General features: G+C 69.0%; 20 protein-coding genes. 14 read left to right on the top strand and 6 right to left on the bottom strand.

Features of this window, described 5'->3' with window-relative positions; translation table 11 throughout:
• Positions 1-42 precede the first annotated feature (42 nt).
• The 4 genes from AOZ53_RS26580 to AOZ53_RS26565 form a co-directional block, all read right to left on the bottom strand.
• A complete protein-coding gene (locus AOZ53_RS26580) occupies positions 43-1,614 on the bottom strand; it encodes a 3-hydroxyacyl-CoA dehydrogenase (RefSeq protein WP_338076694.1) in 1,572 nt (523 codons plus the stop codon).
• A 27-nt stretch (positions 1,615-1,641) separates the two neighbouring features.
• Positions 1,642-2,871: a CaiB/BaiF CoA transferase family protein gene (locus tag AOZ53_RS26575; protein ID WP_054433105.1), complete on the bottom strand. Its 1,230-nt coding sequence runs from the start codon at positions 2,869-2,871 to the stop codon at positions 1,642-1,644.
• Positions 2,872-3,421: 550 nt separating this feature from the next.
• Positions 3,422-4,570 (bottom strand): acyl-CoA dehydrogenase family protein, encoded by a 1,149-nt coding sequence (locus AOZ53_RS26570; protein ID WP_054433104.1) that lies wholly within the window; start codon positions 4,568-4,570, stop codon positions 3,422-3,424.
• 35 nt (positions 4,571-4,605) lie between these two features.
• Positions 4,606-5,229: a TetR/AcrR family transcriptional regulator gene (locus AOZ53_RS26565; protein ID WP_054433103.1), complete on the bottom strand. Its 624-nt coding sequence runs from the start codon at positions 5,227-5,229 to the stop codon at positions 4,606-4,608.
• A 200-nt stretch (positions 5,230-5,429) separates the two neighbouring features.
• Here AOZ53_RS26565 and AOZ53_RS26560 point away from each other — a divergent pair, with 200 nt between their 5' ends.
• Positions 5,430-6,401 (top strand): NAD(P)H-dependent flavin oxidoreductase, encoded by a 972-nt coding sequence (locus AOZ53_RS26560; RefSeq protein ID WP_054433102.1) that lies wholly within the window; start codon positions 5,430-5,432, stop codon positions 6,399-6,401.
• Entirely contained in the window at positions 6,398-7,138 is a 741-nt protein-coding gene (locus tag AOZ53_RS26555; RefSeq protein ID WP_054433101.1) for an enoyl-CoA hydratase-related protein, read from the top strand. The genes AOZ53_RS26560 and AOZ53_RS26555 overlap by 4 nt, the downstream gene beginning before the upstream one ends.
• 43 nt (positions 7,139-7,181) lie before the next feature.
• On the opposite strand, the gene AOZ53_RS26550 is transcribed toward AOZ53_RS26555, so the two are convergent.
• On the bottom strand, positions 7,182-8,015 hold the full coding sequence (locus tag AOZ53_RS26550; RefSeq protein ID WP_006392559.1) for an enoyl-CoA hydratase/isomerase family protein: 834 nt from the start codon (positions 8,013-8,015) through the stop codon (positions 7,182-7,184).
• Between the two features lie 99 nt (positions 8,016-8,114).
• On the opposite strand from AOZ53_RS26550, the gene AOZ53_RS26545 reads away from it, so the two are divergent.
• The 3 genes from AOZ53_RS26545 to AOZ53_RS26535 all read left to right on the top strand — a co-directional run bounded on the left by AOZ53_RS26545 (position 8,115) and on the right by AOZ53_RS26535 (position 11,444).
• Positions 8,115-8,984, top strand: coding sequence for an NAD(P)H-hydrate dehydratase (locus AOZ53_RS26545; RefSeq protein ID WP_054433100.1), 870 nt, complete (start codon positions 8,115-8,117; stop codon positions 8,982-8,984).
• A gap of 120 nt (positions 8,985-9,104) precedes the next feature.
• Positions 9,105-9,338 carry a hypothetical protein gene (locus AOZ53_RS26540; RefSeq protein ID WP_006392557.1) on the top strand — a complete coding sequence of 78 codons (234 nt, stop codon included), beginning with the start codon at positions 9,105-9,107 and terminating at the stop codon, positions 9,336-9,338.
• 492 nt (positions 9,339-9,830) lie between these two features.
• A complete protein-coding gene (locus tag AOZ53_RS26535; RefSeq protein ID WP_054433099.1) occupies positions 9,831-11,444 on the top strand; it encodes an ABC transporter substrate-binding protein in 1,614 nt (537 codons plus the stop codon).
• Between the two features lie 97 nt (positions 11,445-11,541).
• On the opposite strand, the gene AOZ53_RS26530 is transcribed toward AOZ53_RS26535, so the two are convergent.
• Positions 11,542-12,456, bottom strand: a complete 915-nt coding sequence (locus tag AOZ53_RS26530; protein WP_054490040.1) for a LysR family transcriptional regulator — start codon at positions 12,454-12,456, stop codon at positions 11,542-11,544.
• Between the two features lie 164 nt (positions 12,457-12,620).
• Between AOZ53_RS26530 and AOZ53_RS26525 the strand changes: the two genes are divergently transcribed.
• The 9 genes from AOZ53_RS26525 to AOZ53_RS26485 all read left to right on the top strand — a co-directional run bounded on the left by AOZ53_RS26525 (position 12,621) and on the right by AOZ53_RS26485 (position 22,801).
• Entirely contained in the window at positions 12,621-14,057 is a 1,437-nt protein-coding gene (locus AOZ53_RS26525; protein ID WP_054490038.1) for a M20 family metallopeptidase, read from the top strand.
• Between the two features lie 53 nt (positions 14,058-14,110).
• Positions 14,111-15,082, top strand: coding sequence for a M14 family metallopeptidase (locus AOZ53_RS26520; RefSeq protein ID WP_054490036.1), 972 nt, complete (start codon positions 14,111-14,113; stop codon positions 15,080-15,082).
• A gap of 65 nt (positions 15,083-15,147) precedes the next feature.
• Positions 15,148-16,791 carry an ABC transporter substrate-binding protein gene (locus tag AOZ53_RS26515; protein WP_054490034.1) on the top strand — a complete coding sequence of 548 codons (1,644 nt, stop codon included), beginning with the start codon at positions 15,148-15,150 and terminating at the stop codon, positions 16,789-16,791.
• 50 nt (positions 16,792-16,841) lie between these two features.
• On the top strand, positions 16,842-17,819 hold the full coding sequence (locus tag AOZ53_RS26510) for an ABC transporter permease (protein ID WP_006392551.1): 978 nt from the start codon (positions 16,842-16,844) through the stop codon (positions 17,817-17,819).
• A 5-nt stretch (positions 17,820-17,824) separates the two neighbouring features.
• The gene (locus AOZ53_RS26505; RefSeq protein WP_054433094.1) at positions 17,825-18,742 is read left to right on the top strand and encodes an ABC transporter permease; all 918 of its coding nucleotides are present in this window, start codon (positions 17,825-17,827) and stop codon (positions 18,740-18,742) included.
• Positions 18,739-19,722 (top strand): ABC transporter ATP-binding protein, encoded by a 984-nt coding sequence (locus tag AOZ53_RS26500; protein WP_054433093.1) that lies wholly within the window; start codon positions 18,739-18,741, stop codon positions 19,720-19,722. Before AOZ53_RS26505 ends, AOZ53_RS26500 begins: the two co-directional genes overlap by 4 nt.
• The gene (locus tag AOZ53_RS26495; protein WP_006392548.1) at positions 19,719-20,729 is read left to right on the top strand and encodes an ABC transporter ATP-binding protein; all 1,011 of its coding nucleotides are present in this window, start codon (positions 19,719-19,721) and stop codon (positions 20,727-20,729) included. The genes AOZ53_RS26500 and AOZ53_RS26495 overlap by 4 nt, the downstream gene beginning before the upstream one ends.
• 5 nt (positions 20,730-20,734) lie before the next feature.
• Positions 20,735-21,640, top strand: a complete 906-nt coding sequence (locus tag AOZ53_RS26490) for a prolyl oligopeptidase family serine peptidase (RefSeq protein WP_006392547.1) — start codon at positions 20,735-20,737, stop codon at positions 21,638-21,640.
• A gap of 33 nt (positions 21,641-21,673) precedes the next feature.
• A complete protein-coding gene (locus AOZ53_RS26485; protein ID WP_006392546.1) occupies positions 21,674-22,801 on the top strand; it encodes a M20 family metallopeptidase in 1,128 nt (375 codons plus the stop codon).
• The last annotated feature ends 130 nt before the right edge of the window (positions 22,802-22,931 follow it).

Here is a 22,931-nt window from a genome sequence, read left to right as displayed (position 1 = left end):
AAGCCCCTCGATGCATCGAGGGGCTTTTCATTTGGCGCGGCCTCAATCGGCCGCGGACGTCTTCAGCAACGACATGCCCAGTTGCACGCGGCGCTGCAGCCACAGGCTGGGGCGATAGCGCGGATCGCCCGTGACGCGCTGCAGGCTCTTGAGGATCTCGAGGATGCGCTCGGCGCCCAGCGCGTCGCCCAGGGCCAGCGGTCCCACCGGATAGCCCAGGCCCAGCGTCACGGCGCGGTCGATGTCTTCCGGCGTGGCGATCTGCTGCTGCGCGATGTCGGCGGCGATGTTGACGATCATGGCCACGATGCGCTGGGCCACGAAGCCCGGCGAATCCTCGATCACCGAGACCGGCACGCCATCGCCCGCCAGCAGCGCATGCGCGGCGTCGCGCCACTTTTCCTGCGTGGCCGGCGACGCCATGACGGTGCGGCGGGCGGCCTTGTCGAAGGCGAACAGGGTATCCAGGCCGACGCAGCGCGCCGGATCCAGGCCCTGCGCCGACACGGTGGTGGACACGTCCTCGCCGAACGGCGTGACGATGATGAGCGTGTCGGCCGCCGGCGTGGAACCGGACACCAGCGGCGCGCCCAGCTTTTCCAGCAGCGCGGTGGCGCGCGCGTAGCCCTCAGGGTGGCGCGGGCTGACCCAGACCTTCAGGCCTTCCGGCAGCGCCGGCACGGGCGGCTCGGCCGGCACCTGCTTCTGGCCGTCGACGTACTTGTAGAAGCCCTCGCCGGCCTTGCGGCCGATCAGGCCGCCGGCCAGGCGCACGGTGGTGATGGGCGACGGACGGAAGCGCGGTTCGTCGAAGAACTGGCGGTAGATCGATTCCATCACCGGATGCGAGACATCCAGCGCGGTCAGGTCCAGCAGCTCGAACGGGCCCATGCGGAAGCCGGCCTGCTCGCGCATGATGGCGTCGACCTGCGCGAAGCTCGCCACCGATTCCTGCGCCACGCGCAGGCCTTCGGTGTTCATGCCGCGACCGGCGTGGTTGACGATGAAGCCGGGCATGTCCTTGGCGCGCACCGGCGTGTGGCCCATGCGGCGCGCCAGCTCGGCCAGCGCGTCGCCGGTCTCGGGCGCGCTGCGCAGGCCGTCGATGACCTCGACCACCTTCATCAGCGCCACCGGGTTGAAGAAGTGATAGCCCGCGACGCGCTGCGGCAGCTTGCAGGCCGCGGCGATGGCGGTGATCGACAGCGACGAGGTGTTCGAGGCCAGGATGCAGTCGTCGGCCACCACGCCCTCCAGGGCGGCGAACAGGTCGCGCTTGACGTCCAGGCGCTCGACGATGGCTTCGACCACCAGCTGGCATTGCGACATGTCGGTCAGCGCGGTGGCGGACTCGACGCGCGCCAGCGCGGCCTGCGCGTCGGCGGCGGTCAGCTTGCCCTTCTGGGCCAGCTTGTCCCAGGTCTGGCGCAGCGACTCGCGCGCGGCGGCCACGGCGTCGGCGCTGGTGTCGTACAGGCGCACGCGCAGGCCGGCCTGCGCCGCGATCTGGGCGATGCCCCGCCCCATGGCCCCGGCGCCCACGACGCCGATGGTTTGAATCTCCGTCATCAACTTCTCCTGCCTGTCATTGGAATGGTGTGTGCGCCGCGCCAGGCGCGGCGACCGGATGGCGCCGGCGAATCAGGACGGGCTTTGCGCCAGCGCCTGGATTTCCGCGGCCGACAGCCCGAGCTTTTCGGCCAGCACCTGCGCGGTGTGCTCGCCCAGCATGGGCGGCGCGCGGCGGTATTCGACCGGGCTGCCCGAGAACTTCAGGGGGCTGGCGGCCATCGGCACGGTGCCCGCGGTCGGGTGCGGCAGCTCGCGCTTCATGCCGCGCGCCAGCACCTGCGGGTCTTCGTAGACCTGGTCGAGCGTATTGATCGGGCCGGCCGGCACGCCGACGGCCTCGAGCGAGGCGAGCCAGTGGTCGCGCGCGCCGGTGGCCATGCGTTCGGCCAGCAGCGGCACCAGCGCCTCGCGGTTCTTGACGCGCTGCGGGTTGGTGGAGAAACGCGGATCGGCCGACAGCTCGGGCAGGCCGATGGCGCCGCAGTAGTTGCGGAACTGGCTGTCGTTGCCGACCGCGACGATCAGGTGGCCGTCGCTGGCGGCGAAGACCTGGTACGGCACCAGGTTCTGGTGCGCGTTGCCGGCGCGGCGCGGTGCGTTGCCGGAGGTCATGAAGTTCAGGTTCTGGTTCGCCAGCATGGCGACCTGGCAGTCCAGCAGCGCCATGTCGATGTGCTGCCCCAGGCCGCTGACCGAGCGCTCGTGCAGCGCGGCCAGGATGCCGACGGTGGAGTACATGCCGGTCATCAGGTCGGCCACGGCCACGCCCGCCTTCTGCGGACCGCCGCCAGGCAGGTCGTCGCGCTCGCCGGTGATGCTCATCAGGCCGCCCATGCCCTGAATCATGAAGTCGTAGCCGGGGCGGCTGGCGTAGGGGCCGGTCTGGCCGAAGCCGGTGATGGAGCAGTAGATCAGGCGCGGGTTCACTTCCTTGAGACTGGCGTAGTCCAGGCCGTACTTGGCCAGGCCGCCGACCTTGAAGTTCTCGACCAGGATGTCGCTCTGCAAGGCCAGCTCGCGCACCAGTTCGGCGCCGCGCGGCGAGGCGATGTCGAGGGCGACGGAGAATTTGTTGCGGTTGGCCGAGAGGTAGTAGGCCGCTTCGGTGGTGTCGTCGCCGGCCGCGTCCTTCAGGTACGGAGGGCCCCAGGCACGGGTGTCGTCACCGGCGCCGGGGCGCTCGATCTTGATGACTTCGGCGCCGAGGTCGGCCAGGTTCTGGGTGCACCAGGGGCCGGCGAGGACGCGGGTCAGGTCCAGGACGCGGATGCCTGTCAGGGGAGCGGGACGTTGCGACATCTTTTATCTTTTCGCCAAAGAGTATTAGGTCAGTGGGGATATTAGCCGGTGGGGGCTTGGGTGTGTTGGGGTGGTCGGGGTGTGGACCCGATTGGGTTCTTGAGACGCCCTTTGCGGTGGGGCGTGGGGAATGGGGGGCTACGATTGCGGTCCGGAGCGTTCGCTCCGGACTGCCCCGTCCTCAACCTCGTCCGCCTTCGGCTCCCTACGGTTTCCGTCGGGCGCATCTACACGCCCCCCATTCCCCACGCCCCACCGCAAAGGGCTGCGCTGAAGGTTCATGGCGGGTGCTGGGACGGACGGTGTGCTTGGCATTCTGGTGACGACCATCGGGGGGTGGAGAGGTAGTGCGGGGCCCGCCAAAGGCGGCTGCGCGGGCAGCCTTCTTTGGCTTACATGGGCTCTTGCGTTTGATTAATGATGCTGCGCGTGGGTGGAGGACCTGCAGGTTGCATGGGCGCCCGCGGCACATGATGCATGGCGCCCTGCCCTATTGATGAGGTTCCGGTATCGGGCGTGGCGGTCGATGCCCGCCACGCCGTCGCCCTGCTCAGCTGTTGGCCTTGATGACCTCGCGGGCGATGACCAGTTGCTGGATTTGCGAGGTGCCTTCGAAGATGCGGAACAGGCGGACGTCGCGGTAGAAGCGTTCGACGGCATATTCGGACATGTAGCCGGCGCCGCCGTGGATCTGGACGGCGCGGTCGGCGACGCGGCCGACCATTTCGGTGGCGTAGAGTTTGCAGCAGGCGGCCTGCATGGTGGTGTTCTCGCCGCGGTCGCGCAGGCGGGCGGCGTCCAGGACCATGCAGCGGGCGGCGTAGAGTTCGGCCTGGCTGTCGGCGATCATGGCCTGGATCAGCTGGAATTCGGCGATGGGCTGGCCGAACTGTTTGCGGTCGGTGGCGTATTTGACGGCGTCGCGCAGCAGGCGGTCGGCGATGCCGACGCACAGGGCCGAGATGTGCAGGCGGCCCTTGTCCAGCACGCGCATCGAGGTGCGGAAACCATTGCCTTCCTCGCCGCCCAGCAGGGCCGAGGCGGGGACGCGGCAGTTGTCGAACACCACGTCGCTGGTCAGGGCGCCGGCCTGGCCCATTTTCTTGTCGGGTTTGCCGATGATCAGGCCCGGCGTGCCGGCTTCGACCAGGAAGCACGAGATCGAGTTGGCGCGGCGCTCGGGCGCGGTGCGGGCCATCACCGAGAACAGGCCGGCGATGGGCGCGTTGGTGATGTAGCGCTTGGTGCCGTTGAGCACGTAGTGGTCGCCATCGCGTTCGGCCGACAGGCGCAGCGCCATGGCGTCGGAGCCGGCGTCGGGCTCGGTCAGCGCGAACGAGCCGATCAGCTCGCCGCTGGCCAGGCGCGGCAGGTAGCGGGCGCGCTGTTCGTCGGTGCCGGCCAGCACGATGGCCTGCGAGCCGATGCCGATGTTGGTGCCGGCGAGCGAACGGAACGCGGGCGAGGTCTGGCCCAGTTCGAACACCACCTTCACTTCTTCTTCCATCGTCAGGCCCAGGCCGCCGTGGTCGGGCGAGATCGACAGGCCGAACAGGCCCAGCTCGCGCATTTCGGCCACGATGTCCGGCGGCACCTGGCCGCTGGCGGCCAGTTCGTCCTCGGCGGGAATCAGGCGTTCGTGCACGAAGCGGCGCACGGCGTCCAGCAACAGGGTCAGGGTTTCGGTATCCAGGGCCATGATCTGAGTCTCTCGGGTGTGCGGGGCGGCGGCGCTCAGGGGCGCATGCCGCCAACCAGTAAATCGAAATAGCCGGCGGCGATGGCCTCGGCGCTGTCGCCCTGGCCGGGCTTGTACCAGCGCACCATCCAGTTCAGCATCGACAGCACGGCGCGGCCGGTGGCGGGCACGTCCAGCGGACGGAACGCGCCTTCGGTCACGCCCTGAGCGATCAGGTCGCGCAGGCGCTTCTCGTAGCCGTCGCGCAGACGCGCGGCGTCCTCGCGCTCGGGCAGCGCCATGCCGGAATAGCCGATCAGCATGGTGACGAACTCGGCGTGGTGCTGCTCGAAATAGCGGGCGTGGCCCACCATGAAGGCGCGCAGGCGGGCGGCGCCGCCCTCGGCGCGCGCCACGTCCTGGCCAACGCTCTGGTTCAGGCCATTGAGCACCGCCAGGATGATGGCGTCGTAGATGTCCTGCTTGGTGGTGAAGTAGTGATAGATGGCGGCCTTGGACACGCCGATGGCGCCCGCCAGGTCCGACACCGAACTGCCGTCGTAGCCGCTGCGCGCGAACAGCTTGGCGGCTTCGGCCAGGATGCGTTCGCGCGGCGCCGCCAGGGTCGGCGGACGGCCGGCGCGGGCGCGTTTGGAAGCGGGGGCAGGGGAAGTCGCCATGGGCAGGCCTGGTTGGGGCGACGTCGAGGAAGCCAATGCCGGACCACGGGCGGTTCCGTTCCATTGACAGCGGTTCGACGCTTGCCGTTAAATAAAGATTAATTAATTACCGGACGGTCGGTAGGTAATTGTAGGCACATCCCTTTCCGCCATGCAAGCGCGGCTTGGGCGCTCAACCCGAAACCACACGTGACGCCGTTATGCCCCACTCCCTAGTGACAGATCTGTATGGCCAGATGTCCCTGCCGGTCATCAGCGCCCCCATGTTCATCGTGTCCAACCCGAAGCTGGTCGTCGCGCAATGCACGAGCGGCATCGTCGGTTCGTTTCCGGCGCTGAACGCGCGCCCGCAGAGCCTGCTGACCGACTGGCTGGACGAGATCCAGGCCGGCCTGGCCTCGTACCGCGAGGCCAACCCCGGCGCCGCGGTCGCGCCCTATGCCGTCAACCAGATAATCCACCAGTCCAACGACCGGCTCGAACAGGACCTGGCGGTGTGCGCCAGCCATCGCGTGCCGCTGATCATCACCAGCCTGCGCGCCCCCGGCGACCTGGTCAAAGGCGTCCACGACTGGGGCGGCAAGGTGTTCCACGACGTCACCACCATCCGCCACGCCGAAAAGGCGCTGGAAGCGGGCGTGGACGGCCTGATCCTGGTGTGCGCGGGCGCGGGCGGCCATGCCGGCACCCTCAGCCCGTTCGCGCTGGTATCCGAAGTGCGCCGCTTCTATGACGGCCCGCTGATCCTGTCGGGCGCCATCACCTCCGGTGCCCAGGTGCTGGCCGCGCTCGCCATGGGCGTGGACTTCGCCTACATGGGCACGCGCTTCATCGCCAGCGAGGAAGCCAACGCCAGCGAGGGTTACAAGTCCGCCATCGTCGAGGCCAGCGCCTCCGACATCCTCTACACCCCGTTCTTCACCGGCATCCCCGGCAACTACCTGAAGGCCAGCATCAGCGCCGCCGGCCTCGATCCGGCCAACCTGCCGCAGCCGGACAGCGGCGCCTCCAATTTCGGCTCCAGCCGCGTCAAGCCGTGGAAGGACATCTGGGGCGCGGGCCAGGGCGTGGGCAACATCGGCAGCGTGCAGCCGACGCATCAGATCGTCGATACGCTGCGCCGCGAGTACGCCGAGGCCAGGACGCAACTGGCCGCCAGGACCTTCGCATGAGCGCCGGGCTGCGGGTCACGCGCGACGGCGCGGTGCTGACGCTGGTGATCGACCGCCAGGACCGCCGCAACGCCCTCGACACGGCCACCTACGCCGGGCTGACCGAACAGCTCTCGCTGGCCGCCGCCGACACCGGCGTGTCGGCGGTGATCCTGGCCGGCGCCGGCGAACACTTCACGGCCGGCAACGACCTGCGCGATTTCCAGGCCGAGCGCGGCGCCGGCGACAGCGCCGGCCTGACCTTCCTGCGCGCGTTGACGCAGGCCGACGTGCCGGTCATCGCCGCCGTCGAGGGCTATGCCATCGGCATCGGCGTGACGCTGCTGCAGCATTGCGACTTCGTCTATGTCGGCGAGGGCGCCACCCTGCGCATGCCGTTCGTGGCGCTGGGCCTGTGTCCGGAAGGCGCGTCCAGCCTGCTGATGCCGCGCCTGGCCGGCGCCCGCCGCGCCGCCGAATGGCTGCTGCAGGGCAAGGCGTTCTCGGCGCAGGAAGCCTGCGACGCCGGCCTGGCCACCGCGGTCACCGCCAAGGGCGGCGCCCTGGCGGCCGCGCAGGCCACCGCCGCCAGCCTCGCCAGGCAGCCGCCAGCCGCGCTGCGGCTGACCAAGGCCATGCTCAAGCGGCCGGACAGGCAAGCAATCCAGGACACGCTCGATTACGAGGCGCAGCAGTTCCGCGCCCGCCTGCAGACGGACGAAGCGCAAGCCGCGTTCGCGGCGTTCTTCAAGAAGTGAATCCGGCCCGGCGCGGGGCCGGATGCGCTCGGCAGCCGCCCCCTCAGAACGGCGAATCGGGCCGGAAGTTCGGCGCGCGCCGCTCGCGCAACGACTGCACGCCTTCGCGCACGTCCGGGCCGCCGAACCCCATGAACTCCAGCGCCAGCGACGTATCGAAGGTCGGGCCGGCCATGCGCAGCCAGTTGTTCAGCGAATACTTGGTCCAGCGGATCGCGGTCTGCGAACCGGCCGCCAGGCGGTTGGCCACCTCGAAGGCGCGGCCGATCAGCTCGGCCTCGTCCACGCACAGCGACACCAGGCCAATGCGCTCGGCCTCTTCGCCGCTGACGGTTTCGCACAGCATCAGGTAGTACTTGGCGCGCGCCATGCCGCACAGCAGCGGCCAGACGATGGCGGCGTGGTCGCCGGCCGTGACGCCCAGGCGGGTGTGGCCGTCGATGATGCGGGCGTCGCGCGCGGCGATCGAGATATCGGCCAGCAGGCCGGCCACCAGGCCGGCGCCCACGGCGGCGCCGTGCATCGCCGACACGATCGGCTTGCTGCAGTTGATGATGTTGTAGACCAGGTCGCGCGCCTCGCGCCAGACGCGGGTGCGCACGTCGAAGTCGTCCGCCATCTGCTGCACCAGGTCCAGGTCGCCGCCGCCCGAGAAACCCTTGCCCTCGCCGCGGATCACCACCACGCGGGTATCGGGGTCGGTGTCGATATCGCGCCAGATGTCGGCCAGCTCGCGGTGCATGCGGTCGTCGGCGGTGGACAGCTTGCCCGGCTTGCCGTCCTTGGACCCCATGATCAGTTCCAGCACGCCGTTGGGATGGCGGCGCAGCTTGAGGGACTCGTAGGCGGAATAGTGTTCCAGCGTGATATCGGTCATCGTCGTCTCCGGTGGCGCGGGCGGAAGGCCGCGCGTTTTGGGGCACTATAGTGGATAGCCCCTGCCCCGACGCCCCCGCCGATCCCGGAGCCTCAGCCCATGAACACCCCCGCCCCCTCCTTTGCCGGCGAGATCCGCCGCGACGACCTGCCAGCCCTGTTCGCCGTGCGCGACCCGGACACCCATAAGGGCAGTTTCGGCACCGTCGGCGTGGTGGGCGGCGGGCGCGGCATGGAAGGCGCGGCGCTGCTGGCCGCGCGCGCCGCGCTCAAGACCGGCGCCGGCAAGGTGCTGGTGGGCTTCGCCCAGGAAACGGCGCCGCTGCCCTGCGATCCACTGCAACCCGAACTGATGCTGCGCGACGCGCGCTCGCTGCTGGAGGCGGACTGGGGCGTCACCGCCTGGGTCGCCGGGTGCGGCATCGGCGCCGGCGCGGCCGCCGCCAACGCCCTGTCGGAACTGTTCGTGCTGCGCGGCGGCGCGCCGCTGGTGCTGGACGCCGACGGCCTGAACCTGCTGGCCAACGGCGGCATCCAGCCCAACTGGGGCGACGGCCCGGTGGTGCTGACCCCGCACCCGGCCGAGGCCGGCCGGCTGCTCGGCCTGGACACCCCCGGCATCCAGGCCGACCGCCCCGCCGCCGCCCAGGCGCTGGCGCGACGATTTGGCGCCTGGGTGGTCCTGAAGGGCGCGGGCACCGTGGTCTGTGCCCCGGACGGCACGTGGCGCCGCAACACCAGCGGCAACCCCGGCCTGGCCACGGCCGGAACCGGGGACGTATTGGCCGGCATCCTGGGCTCGCTGCTGGCCCAGCGCCTGCCGCTGGCGCAGGCCGTGGCCGGCGCGGTCTGGCTGCATGGCGCTGCCGCCGACGCCCTGGTGGCCCGGGGCATCGGGCCGATCGGGCTGACCGCCGGGGAGCTGGCGGACGCCGCCCGGGAGCTGCGCAATGGCGGTCCGCAGGCCTAAGTCCCCGGGGCAAATACATTTTTACAACATACTAGGGTTTTCCCCTAAAAACGCGTTGCTTTTGATTTAGGGTTATCCCTATAATGGTTTACCCCAAGACGAAACGGACTGGAGCCAACCATGAGCGAACTGACCCTGAACCACACTGCCCGCCTGACCGACGCGCTGGAGCGTGACCTGCTCCGCGGCGCCCTCGAGAACCAACCGAATTCCCACCCGCTGACCAACCTGAAGAAGGCTGGCCAGGCGATCGCCGCCGCCGTTGCTGGCGTGTTCGCCTTCATCGACGAAGTCAACGAATCGATGAACAAGGCCCGCGCCGCCAGCTCGCGCTTCTCCGGTTCGCAGTGGTAAGACCAGCCGTGCCAGGCTGAGTCGCGACCGATCTCCCGCGATTCAGCCCGGCGCGCTGCCGGTGTGACGCCCGCCGCCCACGCGGCGCCCGTCGCATCGGACCCGGCGCCCGGGGCCTCGGGCCCTCCCCCTCACCGGGCGCCATCGCGCCGCGCCGGCCCCTTCACGGGGCCCCCGCGACGCCCTCCACGACGCAATACCCCTGTCGCCCCAGCGCGAAGCCGTCCCGAAGCGGGACCGCCTCGCACTGGGGCGATGGTCATTTTGTGCGCGGCAACGGCGGCATTCTCCCCTCTCGGCGTTTACCCTAGCGTCGGCCCGGCGCGCATTGACAGCGCGCGAACCCCCTACCGATAATCGGCCCCTTGCCGTCGTGCCTGGCGCCAAAAACACCGCAAGCCCCCCGGCCGACGTTGCGTTTCCCCGGTTGGCCCGCCCGCTGTTCCCCGCCGCCAGCACGATCCGGTTCGTTCCCCATCCGGAGTTGTCACCATGAAGTTGCGCACCACCCTGGCCCTCGTGGCCGCCGCCATTCCCTTGGCCGCTGCCCAGGCCCAGACGCTGAAGATCGGCCTGTCCGCCGAACCCACCTCGGCCGACCCCCACTACCACAAGATGACGCAGAACGACGCGTTCTCCGCGCACGTCTACAGTTCGCTGGTGGGCCGCAGTGCCGACATGAAGCTGGTGCCCGCGCTGGCCACGTCCTGGAAGAACCTGGACGACCTGACCTGGGAATTCAAGCTGCGCGACGACGTCAAGTTCTCCAATGGCAAGCCGTTCACGTCCGAAGACGTGCTGTTCACGATCTGCCGCACGCTGAACAACGAGACCAACGTGTCGCAGTCCTACATGGACACGACCAAGCTGATCACCGACGTGCAGACGCCGGATGCGCATACCGTCATCATCAAGACCGGCGCCCCCTTCCCGCTGATGCCCGCCGAAATGGCGCGCTCGCTGCCGATCATCTGGAACGGCATCGTCGAGCACGGCAAGCTGACGTTCGACCCGAAGAAGGGTTGCGGCGTGACCGGCGCCTGGCCGACGGTGGCCGACTTCAACAACGGCAAGGACGCCATCGGCACCGGCCCGTACACCCTGAAGTCCTACGTCAAGGGCACCGGCATCGAACTGGTGCGCAACGAGAACTACTGGGGCCCGAAGCCCTACTGGAAGGAAGTGAAGTTCGTGCCGGTGCCGGCCGCCGGCCCGCGCCTGACCGGCCTGCTGTCGGGTGACTTCGACATGATCGAGAACCCCGCCGCGCGCGACCTGCAGCGCCTGAAGGACAATCCCAAGTTCGGTTTCGTGGCCACGCCCTCGACCCGCCTGGTGTTCTTCCAGCCCGACGTGGCGCGCAACCCGAGCCCGTTCGTCAAGAGCGCCGACGGCAAGAACCCGCTGCAGGACCTGCGAGTGCGCCGCGCGATCTCGATGGCCATCGACCGCAAGACCATCACCGCCCGCATCATGGACGGCATGGCCACCCCGGCCTACCAGTACATGCCCGACGGCATGTTCGGCGCGCTGCCCAAGGCTCCGGAAATCAAGTACGACCCGGAAGGCGCCAAGAAGCTGCTGGCCGAAGCCGGCTACCCCAACGGCTTCGAACTGACGCTGTCGTCGACCAACGACCGCTACGTCAATGACGGCCAGGTGGCGCAGGCCGTGGCCCAGTACCTGGCCCGCGTCGGCATCAAGACCAACGTCGACGCCATGACCGCCTCGATCTACTTCCCCAAGCGCGCCAAGCGCGAGTTCAGCTTCTCGATGGGCGGCTGGCCGGCGGAAACGGGCGAAGCCTCGGCGCTGTTCCAGCTGTGGGTCGCCTCGCTCGACTCGCCCAACAGCCTGGGCACCAGCAACTACGGCGGCTTCACCAACGCCGACTTCGACAAGGTCTACAAGCAGGCCATCGTGACGGTCGACGCGCCCAAGCGCGAGAAGCTGCTGCAGGAAGCCACCCAGATCGCGCTGGACAACGTGCCGCTGATCCCGCTGCACTTCGAAAGCAGCATCTGGGCCTTCCGCAAGGGCATCTCCTATGAAGGCCGCCGCGACCAGTTCACGCTGGCCACCTCGGTCAAGCCCGACGCCAAGTAATCCGGCGCGCGCCCTATGAAAACGGCTGCCTTCGGGCAGCCGCTTTTCTTTGCGCGCCTGCAGCGCCCCCGGCTGGCGTCGCGAGCCAGCGGCCGCCTCAGGCGCCCGGCCCTTGCGCCAGCAGCACGTCCAGCTCGCGCGACAACAGGTCAATGAAGGCTTCCGTCTTGGAAGGCAGCTGGCGCCCCTGCATGACGTGCAGCTGCAAGGTGCGCGACTGCAACTGCGCGTTGGAGATCGGCACCGCCACCAGTTCGTCGCGCTTCAGGCTCCAGGCCACCGAGATGTAGCCGCTGAGCATGATGGCGTCGGAACCGAACACGAAGCCATGCAGCGGCGAGGAATCGTTGCAGGTCAAGGTAGGTTCGAGCTGCACCGACTCCAGCAGGCAGCCCATCTCGAACAGGTGGCGGGTGGTGGTGCCCGGGCCGGTCAGCGCCAGCGGATAGCGGCCCAGGTCCTGCAGGCTGACGCTCTTGCGGCCGGCCAGCGGATGGCCCGCGGCCATGACGGCGTGCACCGGCGCGCGCCGCGAATAACGCACGCTGACGCCGCTGAGACGCTCGACGTTGAAGGTCATGCCCAGTTCGACGCTGCCTTCGGCGACGCGGCGCGCGACATCGGCCGGCGTGCCCACGTGCAGGTCGAAGCGCACCTCGGGCCAGTCGCGGCGAAAGCGCGCCATGGCCGACGGCAGGAAAATGCGCGCCACGCCCTCGACGGCCGCCATGCGGATCTCGTTGCGCGCCATGCCCTTGAGCGCGGCGATCTCCTGCAGCACCGAATCCGATTCCAGCAGCGTGCGGCGCGCATGGGTCAGCAGCAGCCGGCCGGCCTCGCTCAGCACCATGCCGCGCGCGGCGCGCTCGAACAGCGGCGCGCCCGCTTCTTCCTCCAGCTTGGCGATCTGGCGGCTGATGGCGGACACCGCCACGTGCAGGCGTTCGGACGCCCCGCTCAGGCTGCCCGCCTGGGCAACCTCGACAAAGTAACGCAGGGCGATGCCGTGCATGTTTCCCCCTCGCTGGGGCCTGACGCCGATGAAAATAGCTTTGCCTTTTTTGCAAAGCTTCCGATAAATATTCTAATTGTAGAGAAAGCTTCCCTGATCCTAGAATTTGCGCAACGATTCAGCAGGGTGCGCAATGACGCGCCCCGCCAGACAAGGGGAAGTCCGTGCCAGCAGCAGTCACGAGCGCCAGCCGCGCCGCCGCCATCGGCCGCGCGGTCGCGTACGCCGATAGCGGCGCCTTGCAGCGCGACCTGGCGGAGCTGGTCGCGCACCGCACCGAAAGCCAGAACCCGGACCAGCGCGCCGCGCTCTACGACTACCTGCGCGCGGCGGTCGCCCCGCGCCTGGACGCGCTGGGCTGTTCCTGGCGCGTCGAGGACAACCCCGTCGCCGGCGGCCCGCCGTTCCTGCTGGCCGAGCGCATCGAAGACCCCGCCCTGCCCACCGTGCTGATGTACGCCCACGGCGACGTGGTGCGCGGCTACGACGAGCAGTGGCGCGACGGCCTGGCGCCCTGGCGGCTGACCGCCGAGGGCGACCGCTGGTACGGCCGCGGCACCGCCGACAACAAGGGACAGTACTGCGTCAACATGACCGCGCTGGAACAGGTGCGGGCCGAACGCGGCGGACGCCTGGGCTTCAATCTGCGCATGCTGGTGGAATGCGGCGAGGAAGTCGGCTCGCCCGGCCTGCACCAGGCCTGCGCCGCGTGGCGCGAGTCGCTGGCGGCGGACGTCTTCATCGCCTCCGACGGGCCGCGGCTGGCGGCCGACCTGCCGACGCTGTTCCTGGGGTCGCGCGGCACGCTGCTGTTCGACCTGACGGTGGACCTGCGCGGCCACGCCCACCACTCCGGCAACTGGGGCGGCGTGCTGCCCAATCCCGGCATCATCCTGGCGAACGCGCTGGCCAGCCTGGTGGACGCGCGCGGCCGGCTATTGGTCGACGGCCTGCGTCCGCCGGCGATTCCGCCCGCCGTGCGCCAGGCGCTGGCGGACATCCAGGTCGGCCAGGACGACGACGCCCCCGACATCGACCCGGACTGGGGCGAGCCCGGCCTGTCGCTGGCCGAGCGCCTGTTCGGCTGGAACACGCTGGAAGTGCTGGCCTACAAGACCGGCAACCCCGACAACCCGGTGGGCGCGATTCCGCCGCGCGCCAGCGCCACCTGCAACCTGCGCTTCGTGGTCGGCACCGACTGGCGCCAGGCCGAGGGCATCCTGCGCCGGCACCTGGACGCGCGGGGCCTGCGGCAGGTCCAGGTCCGCGTGCGGCGCGGCACGCCGGCCACCCGGCTGGACCCGGACGATCCGTGGGCGCGCTGGGCCGTGGCCTCGCTGGCCGCCACCACCGGCAAGACGCCCGCGCTGCTGCCCAACCTGGGCGGCACCGTGCCCAACGACGCCTTCTCGGACGTGCTGGGGCTGCCCACCGTGTGGGTGCCGCACTCGTATCCCGCCTGTTGCCAGCATGGCCCCGACGAACATCTGCTCGCCTCGGTGGCGCGCGAGGGCGCGGCCGTGATGGCCGGCCTGTTCTGGGACCTGGGCGAGCAAGGCTCGGCCGTGGCCGCGCAACGCGGGCGCCTGACCGCCACCTGACCGCCTCCGGGCGCCATCCCTTATACAATCCCCCTCGCTTGATCGGAGTTCCCATGTCCTCGTCCTCTCCCGCGCCCCGTCCGCGTCCCTTCCTTCTCGCCTGTCCGGATCTGGCGGCCGAGCGCGTGGGCAACACGGATACCCCCGGCGTCTGGCATTTCGACTCCGGCGTGCCGGGCAAGCGCGTGATGCTCAGCGCCCTGGTCCACGGCAACGAGCTGTGCGGCGCCTGGGCCCTGAAGGACGCGCTGGCCGCCGGCCTGCGCCCGCGCCGCGGTTCGCTGACGCTGGCGTTCTGCAACCTGACCGCGTTCGACCGCTTCGATCCCGCCAATTACGCGCCGGCGCGCTTCGTCGACGAAGACATGAACCGGGTCTGGAGCGACGACAAGCTGGCCCAGCCCATCAGCCAGGAACGCCGCCGCGCCGCCGCCCTGCGTCCGTGGGTGGCGCAGGCCGACTGGCTGCTGGACTTCCACTCGATGAGCAATTCCGACGTGCCGCTGCAGCTGACCGGCATGGAACAGCGCAACATCGACCTGGCCCTGTCGCTGGGCAACCCCGCCACCATCATCGCCGACGCCGGCCATGCGGCCGGCGTGCGCATGCGCGACTATGGCCGTTTCGGCGAGGCCGGCGACAACGGCACCCGTTCGCTGCTGATCGAATGCGGCTTCCATGGCGCGCCCGAGGCGCGCGGCGTGGCGGTCGACCAGATGGCGCGCTTCCTGGCGGCCGCCGGCACGGTGGACGAGGCCGACCTGCCCGCCGCCTGGTTCGCCCCCCAGGCCAGCGCCCAGCGCGCGCTGCGCGTGACCCACGCGATCGCCGCCAAGAGCGCCGATTTCCGTTTCGCCGAGCCCTGGAAGGGCCTGGAGACGCTGGCGCGCGCCGGCACCGTCATCGGCTGGTCCGAGGGCGAGGCCGTGACCACGCCGTACGACAACTGCGTCCTGATCATGCCGTCGACCGCCAACCTGCGGGCCGGGGTGACGGTGGTGCGGTTGGCGCAACCGATCGGCTAGAGCCATTGCGCGGCGCGCCCTCGACGGCGCGCCGCCTTCTATAAAAAACCACCAAGGGAAGCAGCATGTCCGCAAACGTTTTCATCCGCAGCGCGTTATCGACCTGTACGCTGGCGGCCGCCCTGGCCGCCGGGGCGCCCGGCGCCATGGCCCAAGCGGCCCCGCAGACGCTGCGGATCGGCCTGTCGTCCGAACCCACGGCGATGGACCCGCACTACCACCAGGTCACGCCCAACGACGCGATGACCTCGCACATCTTCGAGACCCTGATCGGCCAGGACGCCAAGATGAACCTGGTGCCACGGCTGGCCACCGCCTGGAAGGCGGTGGACGACACCACCTGGGAATTCACGCTGCGCGACGGCGTGAAGTTTTCCAATGGCCAGCCGTTCACGCCGCAGGACGTGATCTTCACGCTGTGCCGCGCGTTCCACAACGAGCAGTCGATCGGCGGCTCGTACCTGAGCGTGGTGCAGAAGCTGGCCAGCATCGACGTGCGCGACGGCAACGTGCTGGTCATCAAGACCCACCTGCCCTACCCGTTGCTGCCCAACGACCTGACCCGCAACGCCATGCTGTGGAGCGGCATCGTCGAGCATGGCCCGATCCGCTTCGAGCCCAAGAACAATTGCGGCGTGACCGGCCCCTGGCCGACCATCAGCGACTTCAACAGCGGCAAGTCCGCCATCGGCACCGGCCCGTACACGCTCAAGTCCTATGTCAAGGGCAGCGCCATCGAGCTGGCGCGCAATGACGCCTACTGGGGCGACAAGCCGGCCTGGCCGAACGTGCGCCTGATCCCGGTGCCGGCCGCCGGCCCGCGCCTGACCGGTCTGCTGGCCGGCGACTTCGACCTGATCGAGAACCCCGCCGCGCGCGACGTCAAGCGCATCTCGGAAACACCGGGCTTCGGCTACGTCATCACGCCGTCGGTGCGGGTGGTGTACTTCCAGTTCGACGTGGCGCGCAGCCCCAGCCCGATGGTGCGCGCCGCCGACGGCAAGAACCCGCTGCAGGACGTGCGCGTGCGCCGCGCCATTTCGATGGCGATCGACCGCAAGGCCATCACCGACCGCATCATGGACGGCGCCGCCACCCCGGCCAACCAGTTCCTGCCCGACGGCATGTTCGGCACGCTGCAGCCGCCGCCCGAACTGAAGTACGATCCGGCCGCCGCCAGGAAGCTGCTGGCCGAGGCCGGCTACCCGGATGGCTTCGAGCTGACCATCTCGTCGACCAACGACCGCTATATCAACGACGCGCAGATCTCGCAGGCCGTGGCCCAGTACCTGTCGCGCGTGGGCATCAAGACGACCGTGGACGCCATGACGCGCTCGGTCTACTTCCCCAAGCGCGCCAAGCGCGAGTTCAGCTTCGCCATGGGCGGCTGGTCGTCGGAAACCGGCGAGGCCTCGTCGTTCCTGCAGTACTGGGTCAGCGCCTTCGACAAGGAACACGGCCTGGGCACCAGCAACTACGGCGGCTATGACAACCCGGCCTTCGACAAGGTCTTCAAGCGCGCCCTGACCACCGTCGATCCGGCGGTGCGCGAAAAGCTGCTGCAGGAGTCCCTGACCCTGGCGCTGGCCGACCTGCCCAGCATTCCGCTGCATTTCGAGAGCAGCATCTGGGCGTTCCGCAAGGGCCTGACGTACGAAGGCCGCGCCGACCAATACACCCTGGCCATGTCGGCCAAGCCCGCTAATTAAGATCGCCGTTTCCGGCGCCTGCAACCCCGAGCCCACCAAGGAAATATCACGTGGCCCTTTTCATCCTACGCAGACTGATCCAGAGTCTGTTCGTGCTGCTGGCCGTCTCGGTCGTGGTCTTCTTCGCGGTGTATGCCGTGGGCGACCCGATCGAACTGCTGGTCAGCCCCGAAGCCAGCCAGGCGGCGCGCGAGGCGATGATCGCCCGCCTCGGCCTGGACCTGCCCGTGTGGCAGCAATACACAGGATTCCTGTGGCGCGCGCTGCACGGCGACCTGGGCACGTCGTTCGTGCACGGCATCCCGGCCATCGAGTTGATCGTGCAACGCATCCCCGCCACCTTCGAGCTGGTGATCGTGGCCATCGGCCTGACCTGTGTGATCGGCATTCCGCTGGGCCTGGTGGCCGGCCTGTACCGCGATGAGCCCCTGGGCCGCGGCATCATGGCGTCGTCGGTGCTGGGCTTCTCGCTGCCCAACTTCTGGCAGGGCATGATGCTGATCCTGCTGTTCGCGGTGTGGCTCGGCTGGCTGCCCGCCACCGGCCGCGGCGACACCGTGACGGTGCTCGGCGTGCGCCTGTCGATCCTGACGGCCGACGGCTGGTCGCACCTGATCATGCCGGCGATCAACCTGGCGCTGGCCAACATCGCGCTGGTGCTGCGCCTGACCGCCTCGGGCGTGGTCGAGGCCCGCAGCCAGGACTACGTGAAGTTCGCGCGCGCCAAGGGCATCAAGCCCGGCCGCATCGTGCGCCGCCACATCCTGCGCAACATCCTGATCCCGGTGGTCACCGTCATCGGCATGGAATTCGGCAGCCTGATCGCCTATTCCACCATCACCGAGACCGTGTTCGCGTGGCCCGGCATGGGCAAGCTGCTCATCGACAGCGTCTACCAGCTCGACCGGCCCGTGGTGGTCGCGTACGTGATGCTGGTCACCCTGATCTTCGTGGTCATCAACCTGGTTGTGGACATCCTGTACGCCGCGCTCGATCCGCGCGTGCAGCTCGTGACCCCCGCTCAATAATCGCCATGGCTCAATCTCCCAATACCGGCCGCACCCGTACCGTCCAGCCCCTGGCCGATACGCCCAAGCGCGCCTCGATCCTGAAGAAACTGCGGGCCCGGCCGACCGTGCGCGGCTCGGTCATCGCGCTCACCATCCTGGTGCTGCTGGTGGTGTTCGCGCCCTACTTCGCGCCGCAGAATCCCTATGACCTGGCCAACCTGTCGCTGATGGACGGCCGCCTGGCGCCGCGCCAGGCGCTGATGGACGGCAGCATCGCCTGGCTCGGCACCGACGACCAGGGCCGCGACATGCTCAGCGCCATTCTCTATGGCCTGCGCATCAGCCTGATGGTGGGCCTGTCGGCCGTGGTGCTGGCCACCGCCGTGGGCGGCGCGGTCGGCCTGGTGGCCGCCTATATTGGCGGCCTGGTCGACACCGTGCTGATGCGCATCGTCGACTTCATCCTGGGTTTCCCGACCATCCTGGTGGCGCTGGTGCTGCTGGTGGTGCTGGGGCGCGGGGTCGACAAGGTGATCCTGGCGCTGGTGCTGGTGCAGTGGGGCCACTATGCCCGCATCATGCGCAGCCGCGCGCTGCAGGAACGCCGCAAGGAATACGTCGAGGCCGCCGCCAACCTGGGCTTTCCGGCCTGGCGCATCATGGTGTTCCACCTGCTGCCCAACTGCCTGGGTCCGGTCATGGTGTTCGCCACCATCCAGATCGCCACTGCCATCGCGCTGGAAGCGACGCTGTCGTTCCTGGGCGTCGGCGTGCCGATCACCGAACCCTCGCTGGGCCTGCTGATCTCCAACGGCTTCCAGTACCTGCTGTCGGGCGACTACTGGATCAGTCTGTTCCCGGGCATTGCGCTGTTGCTGCTTATCCTTTCCATCAATATCGTCGGCGACCGCCTGCGCGAAAGCCTGGACCCCAAGCGATGAGTGACGTCCTTCTTGATGTGCGCGGCCTGCGCACCGCATTCCATACCGAGGCCGGCGCCTGGCTGGCGGTCGACGGCGTCGACCTGACCGTGCGCCGCGGCGAGATCGTGGGCCTGGTCGGCGAGTCCGGCTCGGGCAAGTCGGTCACCGGCTTCTCGCTGCTGGGGCTGATCGATCCGCCCGGAGAAGTCGTCGACGGCGAAGTGAAGTTCAAGGGCAACGACCTGCGCAAGCTCTCAGAAGAGCAGATGCGCCAGTTGCGCGGCAACCGCATCGCCATGATCTTCCAGGACCCCCTGATGACGCTCAATCCGGTCCTGCGCATCGGCGAGCAGATGATGGAAGCCATCCTGACGCACGAGGACGTGCCGCGCGCCGAGGCCATGGAACGCTGCCGCGAGGCGCTGGCCATGGTCGGCATTCCGTCGCCGGAGAAGCGCCTGAAGAGCTACCCGCACGAATTCTCGGGCGGCATGCGCCAGCGCGTGGCGATCGCCATCGCCATGCTCAACAAGCCCGACCTGATCATCTGCGACGAGCCGACCACGGCGCTGGACGTGACCATCCAGGGCCAGATCCTGTACCGCATGCAGGAGATCTGCCGCGAGCACAACACGGCGCTGATCTGGATCACCCACGACCTGGGCGTGGTGGCCGAGCTGGCCGACCGCGTCGCGGTCATGTACGCCGGCCGCATCGTCGAGAGCGGCCCGGTCGAACAGGTGCTGGACGCGCCGCGCCATCCCTACACCCGGGGCCTGCTGGACTCGATGCCTGGCGCCACCACGCCGGGCGCGCGCCTGCACCAGATCAACGGCATGGCGCCGAGCCTGGCCGGCCGCCCGTCGGGCTGTGCCTTCCGGCCGCGCTGCACCCACGCGGTCACGCGCTGCACCGAGCAAGCCCCCACCGTCACCACCGAAGGTTCGCGCAGCTATCGCTGTTACGTCCCGATCGCCCGCGAGGCCGAGCAAGCATGAGTCAAGCCGATACCCCTGTCATCGAGCTCAGGAACGTCCACAAGCGCTTCGAACAGCGTCCCGACCTGGCCCAGCGCATCCTGGCCCTGGGCGGCCGCCCGATCGACCGCCGCACCGTGTATGCCGTCAACGGCGTCGACCTGCGCATCGGCCGCGGCGAAGTCGTCGGCCTGGTGGGCGAGTCCGGCTGCGGCAAGTCCACCCTGGGCCGCGTCGTCGCCGGCCTGCACCGCCAGACCGAAGGCGATCTGCTCTATCAGGGCCAGGACGCGCGCCGCCTGCGCGGCGCCGACAAGCTGGCCTATACGCTGGGCGTGCAGATGATCTTCCAGGATCCGCAGGCCTCGCTCAATCCGCGCCAGCGCCTGCGCCAGATCCTGGGCGAATCGCTCAAGGTGCACAAGCTGGCGCCGTCGGCCGAGATTCCCGCGCGCATCGACCAGGCGCTGACCGAAGTCGGCCTGGACACCGAGTACCGCGACCGCTTCCCGCACCAGATCTCGGGCGGCCAGCGCCAGCGCATCGGCATCGCCCGCGCGCTAATGGTGGCGCCCAAGTTCCTGGTGTGCGACGAACCGGTGGCGGCGCTGGACGTGTCGATCCAGGCGCAGGTCATCAACCTGTTCATGGACCTGCGCGAGCAGCACGGTTTCACCTACCTGTTCATCAGCCACGACCTGGGCGTGGTGCGCCACATCTCGGATCGCGTGGCTATCATGTACCTGGGCAAGATCGTCGAGATCTCGACCTCGGCCGAGATCTTCGCGCGCGCCAACCATCCGTACACCCAGGCCCTGATGGCCGAGGTGCCGGACGTGGCCCGCCGCGGCCGCAAGTTCACGCCCATCAAGGGCGAAATCCCGTCGCCGCTGAACCCGCCGTCGGGCTGTACCTTCAACCCGCGCTGCCCGCACGCCATGCCGCGCTGCCGCGAGCAGGCGCCGACGTTGAAGGAAATCTCTCCGGGCCACTGGTCGGCCTGCCATCTGAACGAAGCCACCGCCTGAACGCCATGAAACCCTCTGACATGTCCAACGTGGACCGCATCGCCATCGAAATGGGCCATGCCGGCCGCAACGCCATCGCCTATATCGACGAGGATCGCAATTCCGATCGCCCGTTCAAGCTGCAGACCTATCGCCCCTACGGCTACACCCCGGACCGTCCGGTGGTGATCGTGCAGCACGGCGTGCTGCGCAACGGCGACGAATACCGCGACTTCTGGGTCGAGGCCGCCGACAAGCACAAGCTGCTGATCGTGGCGCTGACCTTCTCCAACGAGATCTGGCCGGGCGTCGAGAGCTACAACAACGGCCGCGTGTTCTCGGCCGGCGGCAACCCGCGCCACATCGACGGCTGGACCTACGCGCTGGTGGGCAACGTGATCCGCGACATGATCGACGCCGAGATCACCGACGGCCAGAACGTCTACCTGTTCGGCCACTCCGCCGGCGGCCAGTTCGTGCACCGCCTGATGAGCAGCCAGTCGCACGCGCCGTTCAAGGCCGTGGCGGCCGGCAACCCGGGCTGGTACACGCTGCCGACCTTCGACCATCCGTTCCCCGAAGGCATGGACGGCGTCGGCCTGACCGAAGACCACCTGGTCAAACTGCTGGCGTACCCGATGACGATCCTGGCCGGCGACCAGGACATCGCCACCGACGATCCCAACCTGCCGTCGGAACCGGCCGCCATGCGCCAGGGCCCGCACCGCTTCGCTCGCGCCCACAACTATTTCGAGGCCGGCCGCAAGGAAGCCGAGCGCCGCGGCGTGCCGTTCAACTGGACGCTGCAGGTGGTGCCCGGCATCGGCCACGACGGCCGCGCCATGTCCGCGGTCTGCGCCAGCCTGTGGTTCGACGGCGCCATGCCGAGCGATGCCGAGCTGGCCCGCCTGGCCGGCCAGCAGGTCGCCTGAACGTTCCCTTTCATTCCCGCTAGCAGAATCGCCATGTCCACTTCCCGCACTGAACAACTCGTCGCCGGCATCCAGAGCTGGCTGCAATGCGAATCGCCCTCGAACTTCCCCGACGGCATCGCCGCGATGGCCCGCATCATCGCCGACTACGCCGCCGCGGCCGGCCTGACGGTGGAACTGTCGTCCCTCGGCCCCACCACCGGCCCGCTGCTGTACGCCACCAACCGCGCCCCCGGCGACACCCGCCCCGGCATCCTGATCCTGGCGCACATGGACACGGTGCATCCGGTCGGCACGCTGCTGGAGAATCCGGTGCGCATCGACGGCGACCGCCTCTACGGCCCCGGCAGCTACGACATGAAGGCCGGCATCTACCTGGCGCTGACGGCGCTCGCCAGCGTGGCCCGCCCCGGCGCGACGCAACTGCCGGTGGACTTCCTGGTGGTGCCCGACGAGGAGACCGGCAGCCACGCCTCGCGCGTGCACATCGAGCGCTTCGCCGCCAACGCCAAGTACGCGCTGGTGTGCGAACCGGCCCGCCCCAACGGCGGCAAGTGCGTGACGGCGCGCAAGGGCACCGGCATGCTGAACCTGAACGTCAAGGGCCGCCCGGCCCACGCCGGCATGCAGCACGAGAAGGGCCGCAGCGCGATCCGCGAAATGGCGCACCAGGTGCTGGCGCTGGAAGCGATGACGGACTACGAGCGCGGCATCACCGTGAGCGTGGGCACCATCGCCGGCGGCACGGTGACCAACACCGTGCCGGCGCTGTGCCGCTGCGTGGTGGACTTCCGCGTGCCCGACATGGGCGCGGCCGAAGACGTGCTGCGCCGCATGCGCGAGCTATGCGCGGTGGGCCCGGACGTGGAACTGGACATCGACGTGGAACTGAACCGCCCGCCGATGGTGAAGACCGAAGAAGCCGCCGCGCTGCTGGCGCTGGTGCAAGGCTACGCGGAACGCGCCGGCTTCCTGCTGGAAGACGCGCCGATGACCGGCGGCGGCAGCGACGCCAACTTCACCTCGGCCATGGGGATTCCGACGCTGGATGGCCTTGGGGCCGACGGAGACGGCGCACATACGTTGAATGAGTACATTCTGGTTTCTACGTTGGAGCAGCGGTTGAAGTTTTGGGAGTTGTTGTTGAAGGAACTTGCTTAACGGGCATATTTAATGCGGCTCTGTTGAGTTCTTGAGCCGCGGGTGGCGGGGTCGGCGGGGGATGGCGGGGCTACGATTGCGGTCCGGAGCGTTCGCTCCGGACTTGCCTAGGCGGCCCCCCCCTTCGTCA

The organism is Achromobacter sp. 2789STDY5608621 (assembly GCF_001299375.1).
In the GTDB taxonomy this organism is placed as follows: Bacteria; Pseudomonadota; Gammaproteobacteria; order Burkholderiales; family Burkholderiaceae_B; genus Achromobacter; species Achromobacter insuavis.
The sequence above is the reverse complement of the archived record's forward strand: the minus strand, read 5'-3'. Positions and strand labels throughout refer to the sequence as shown.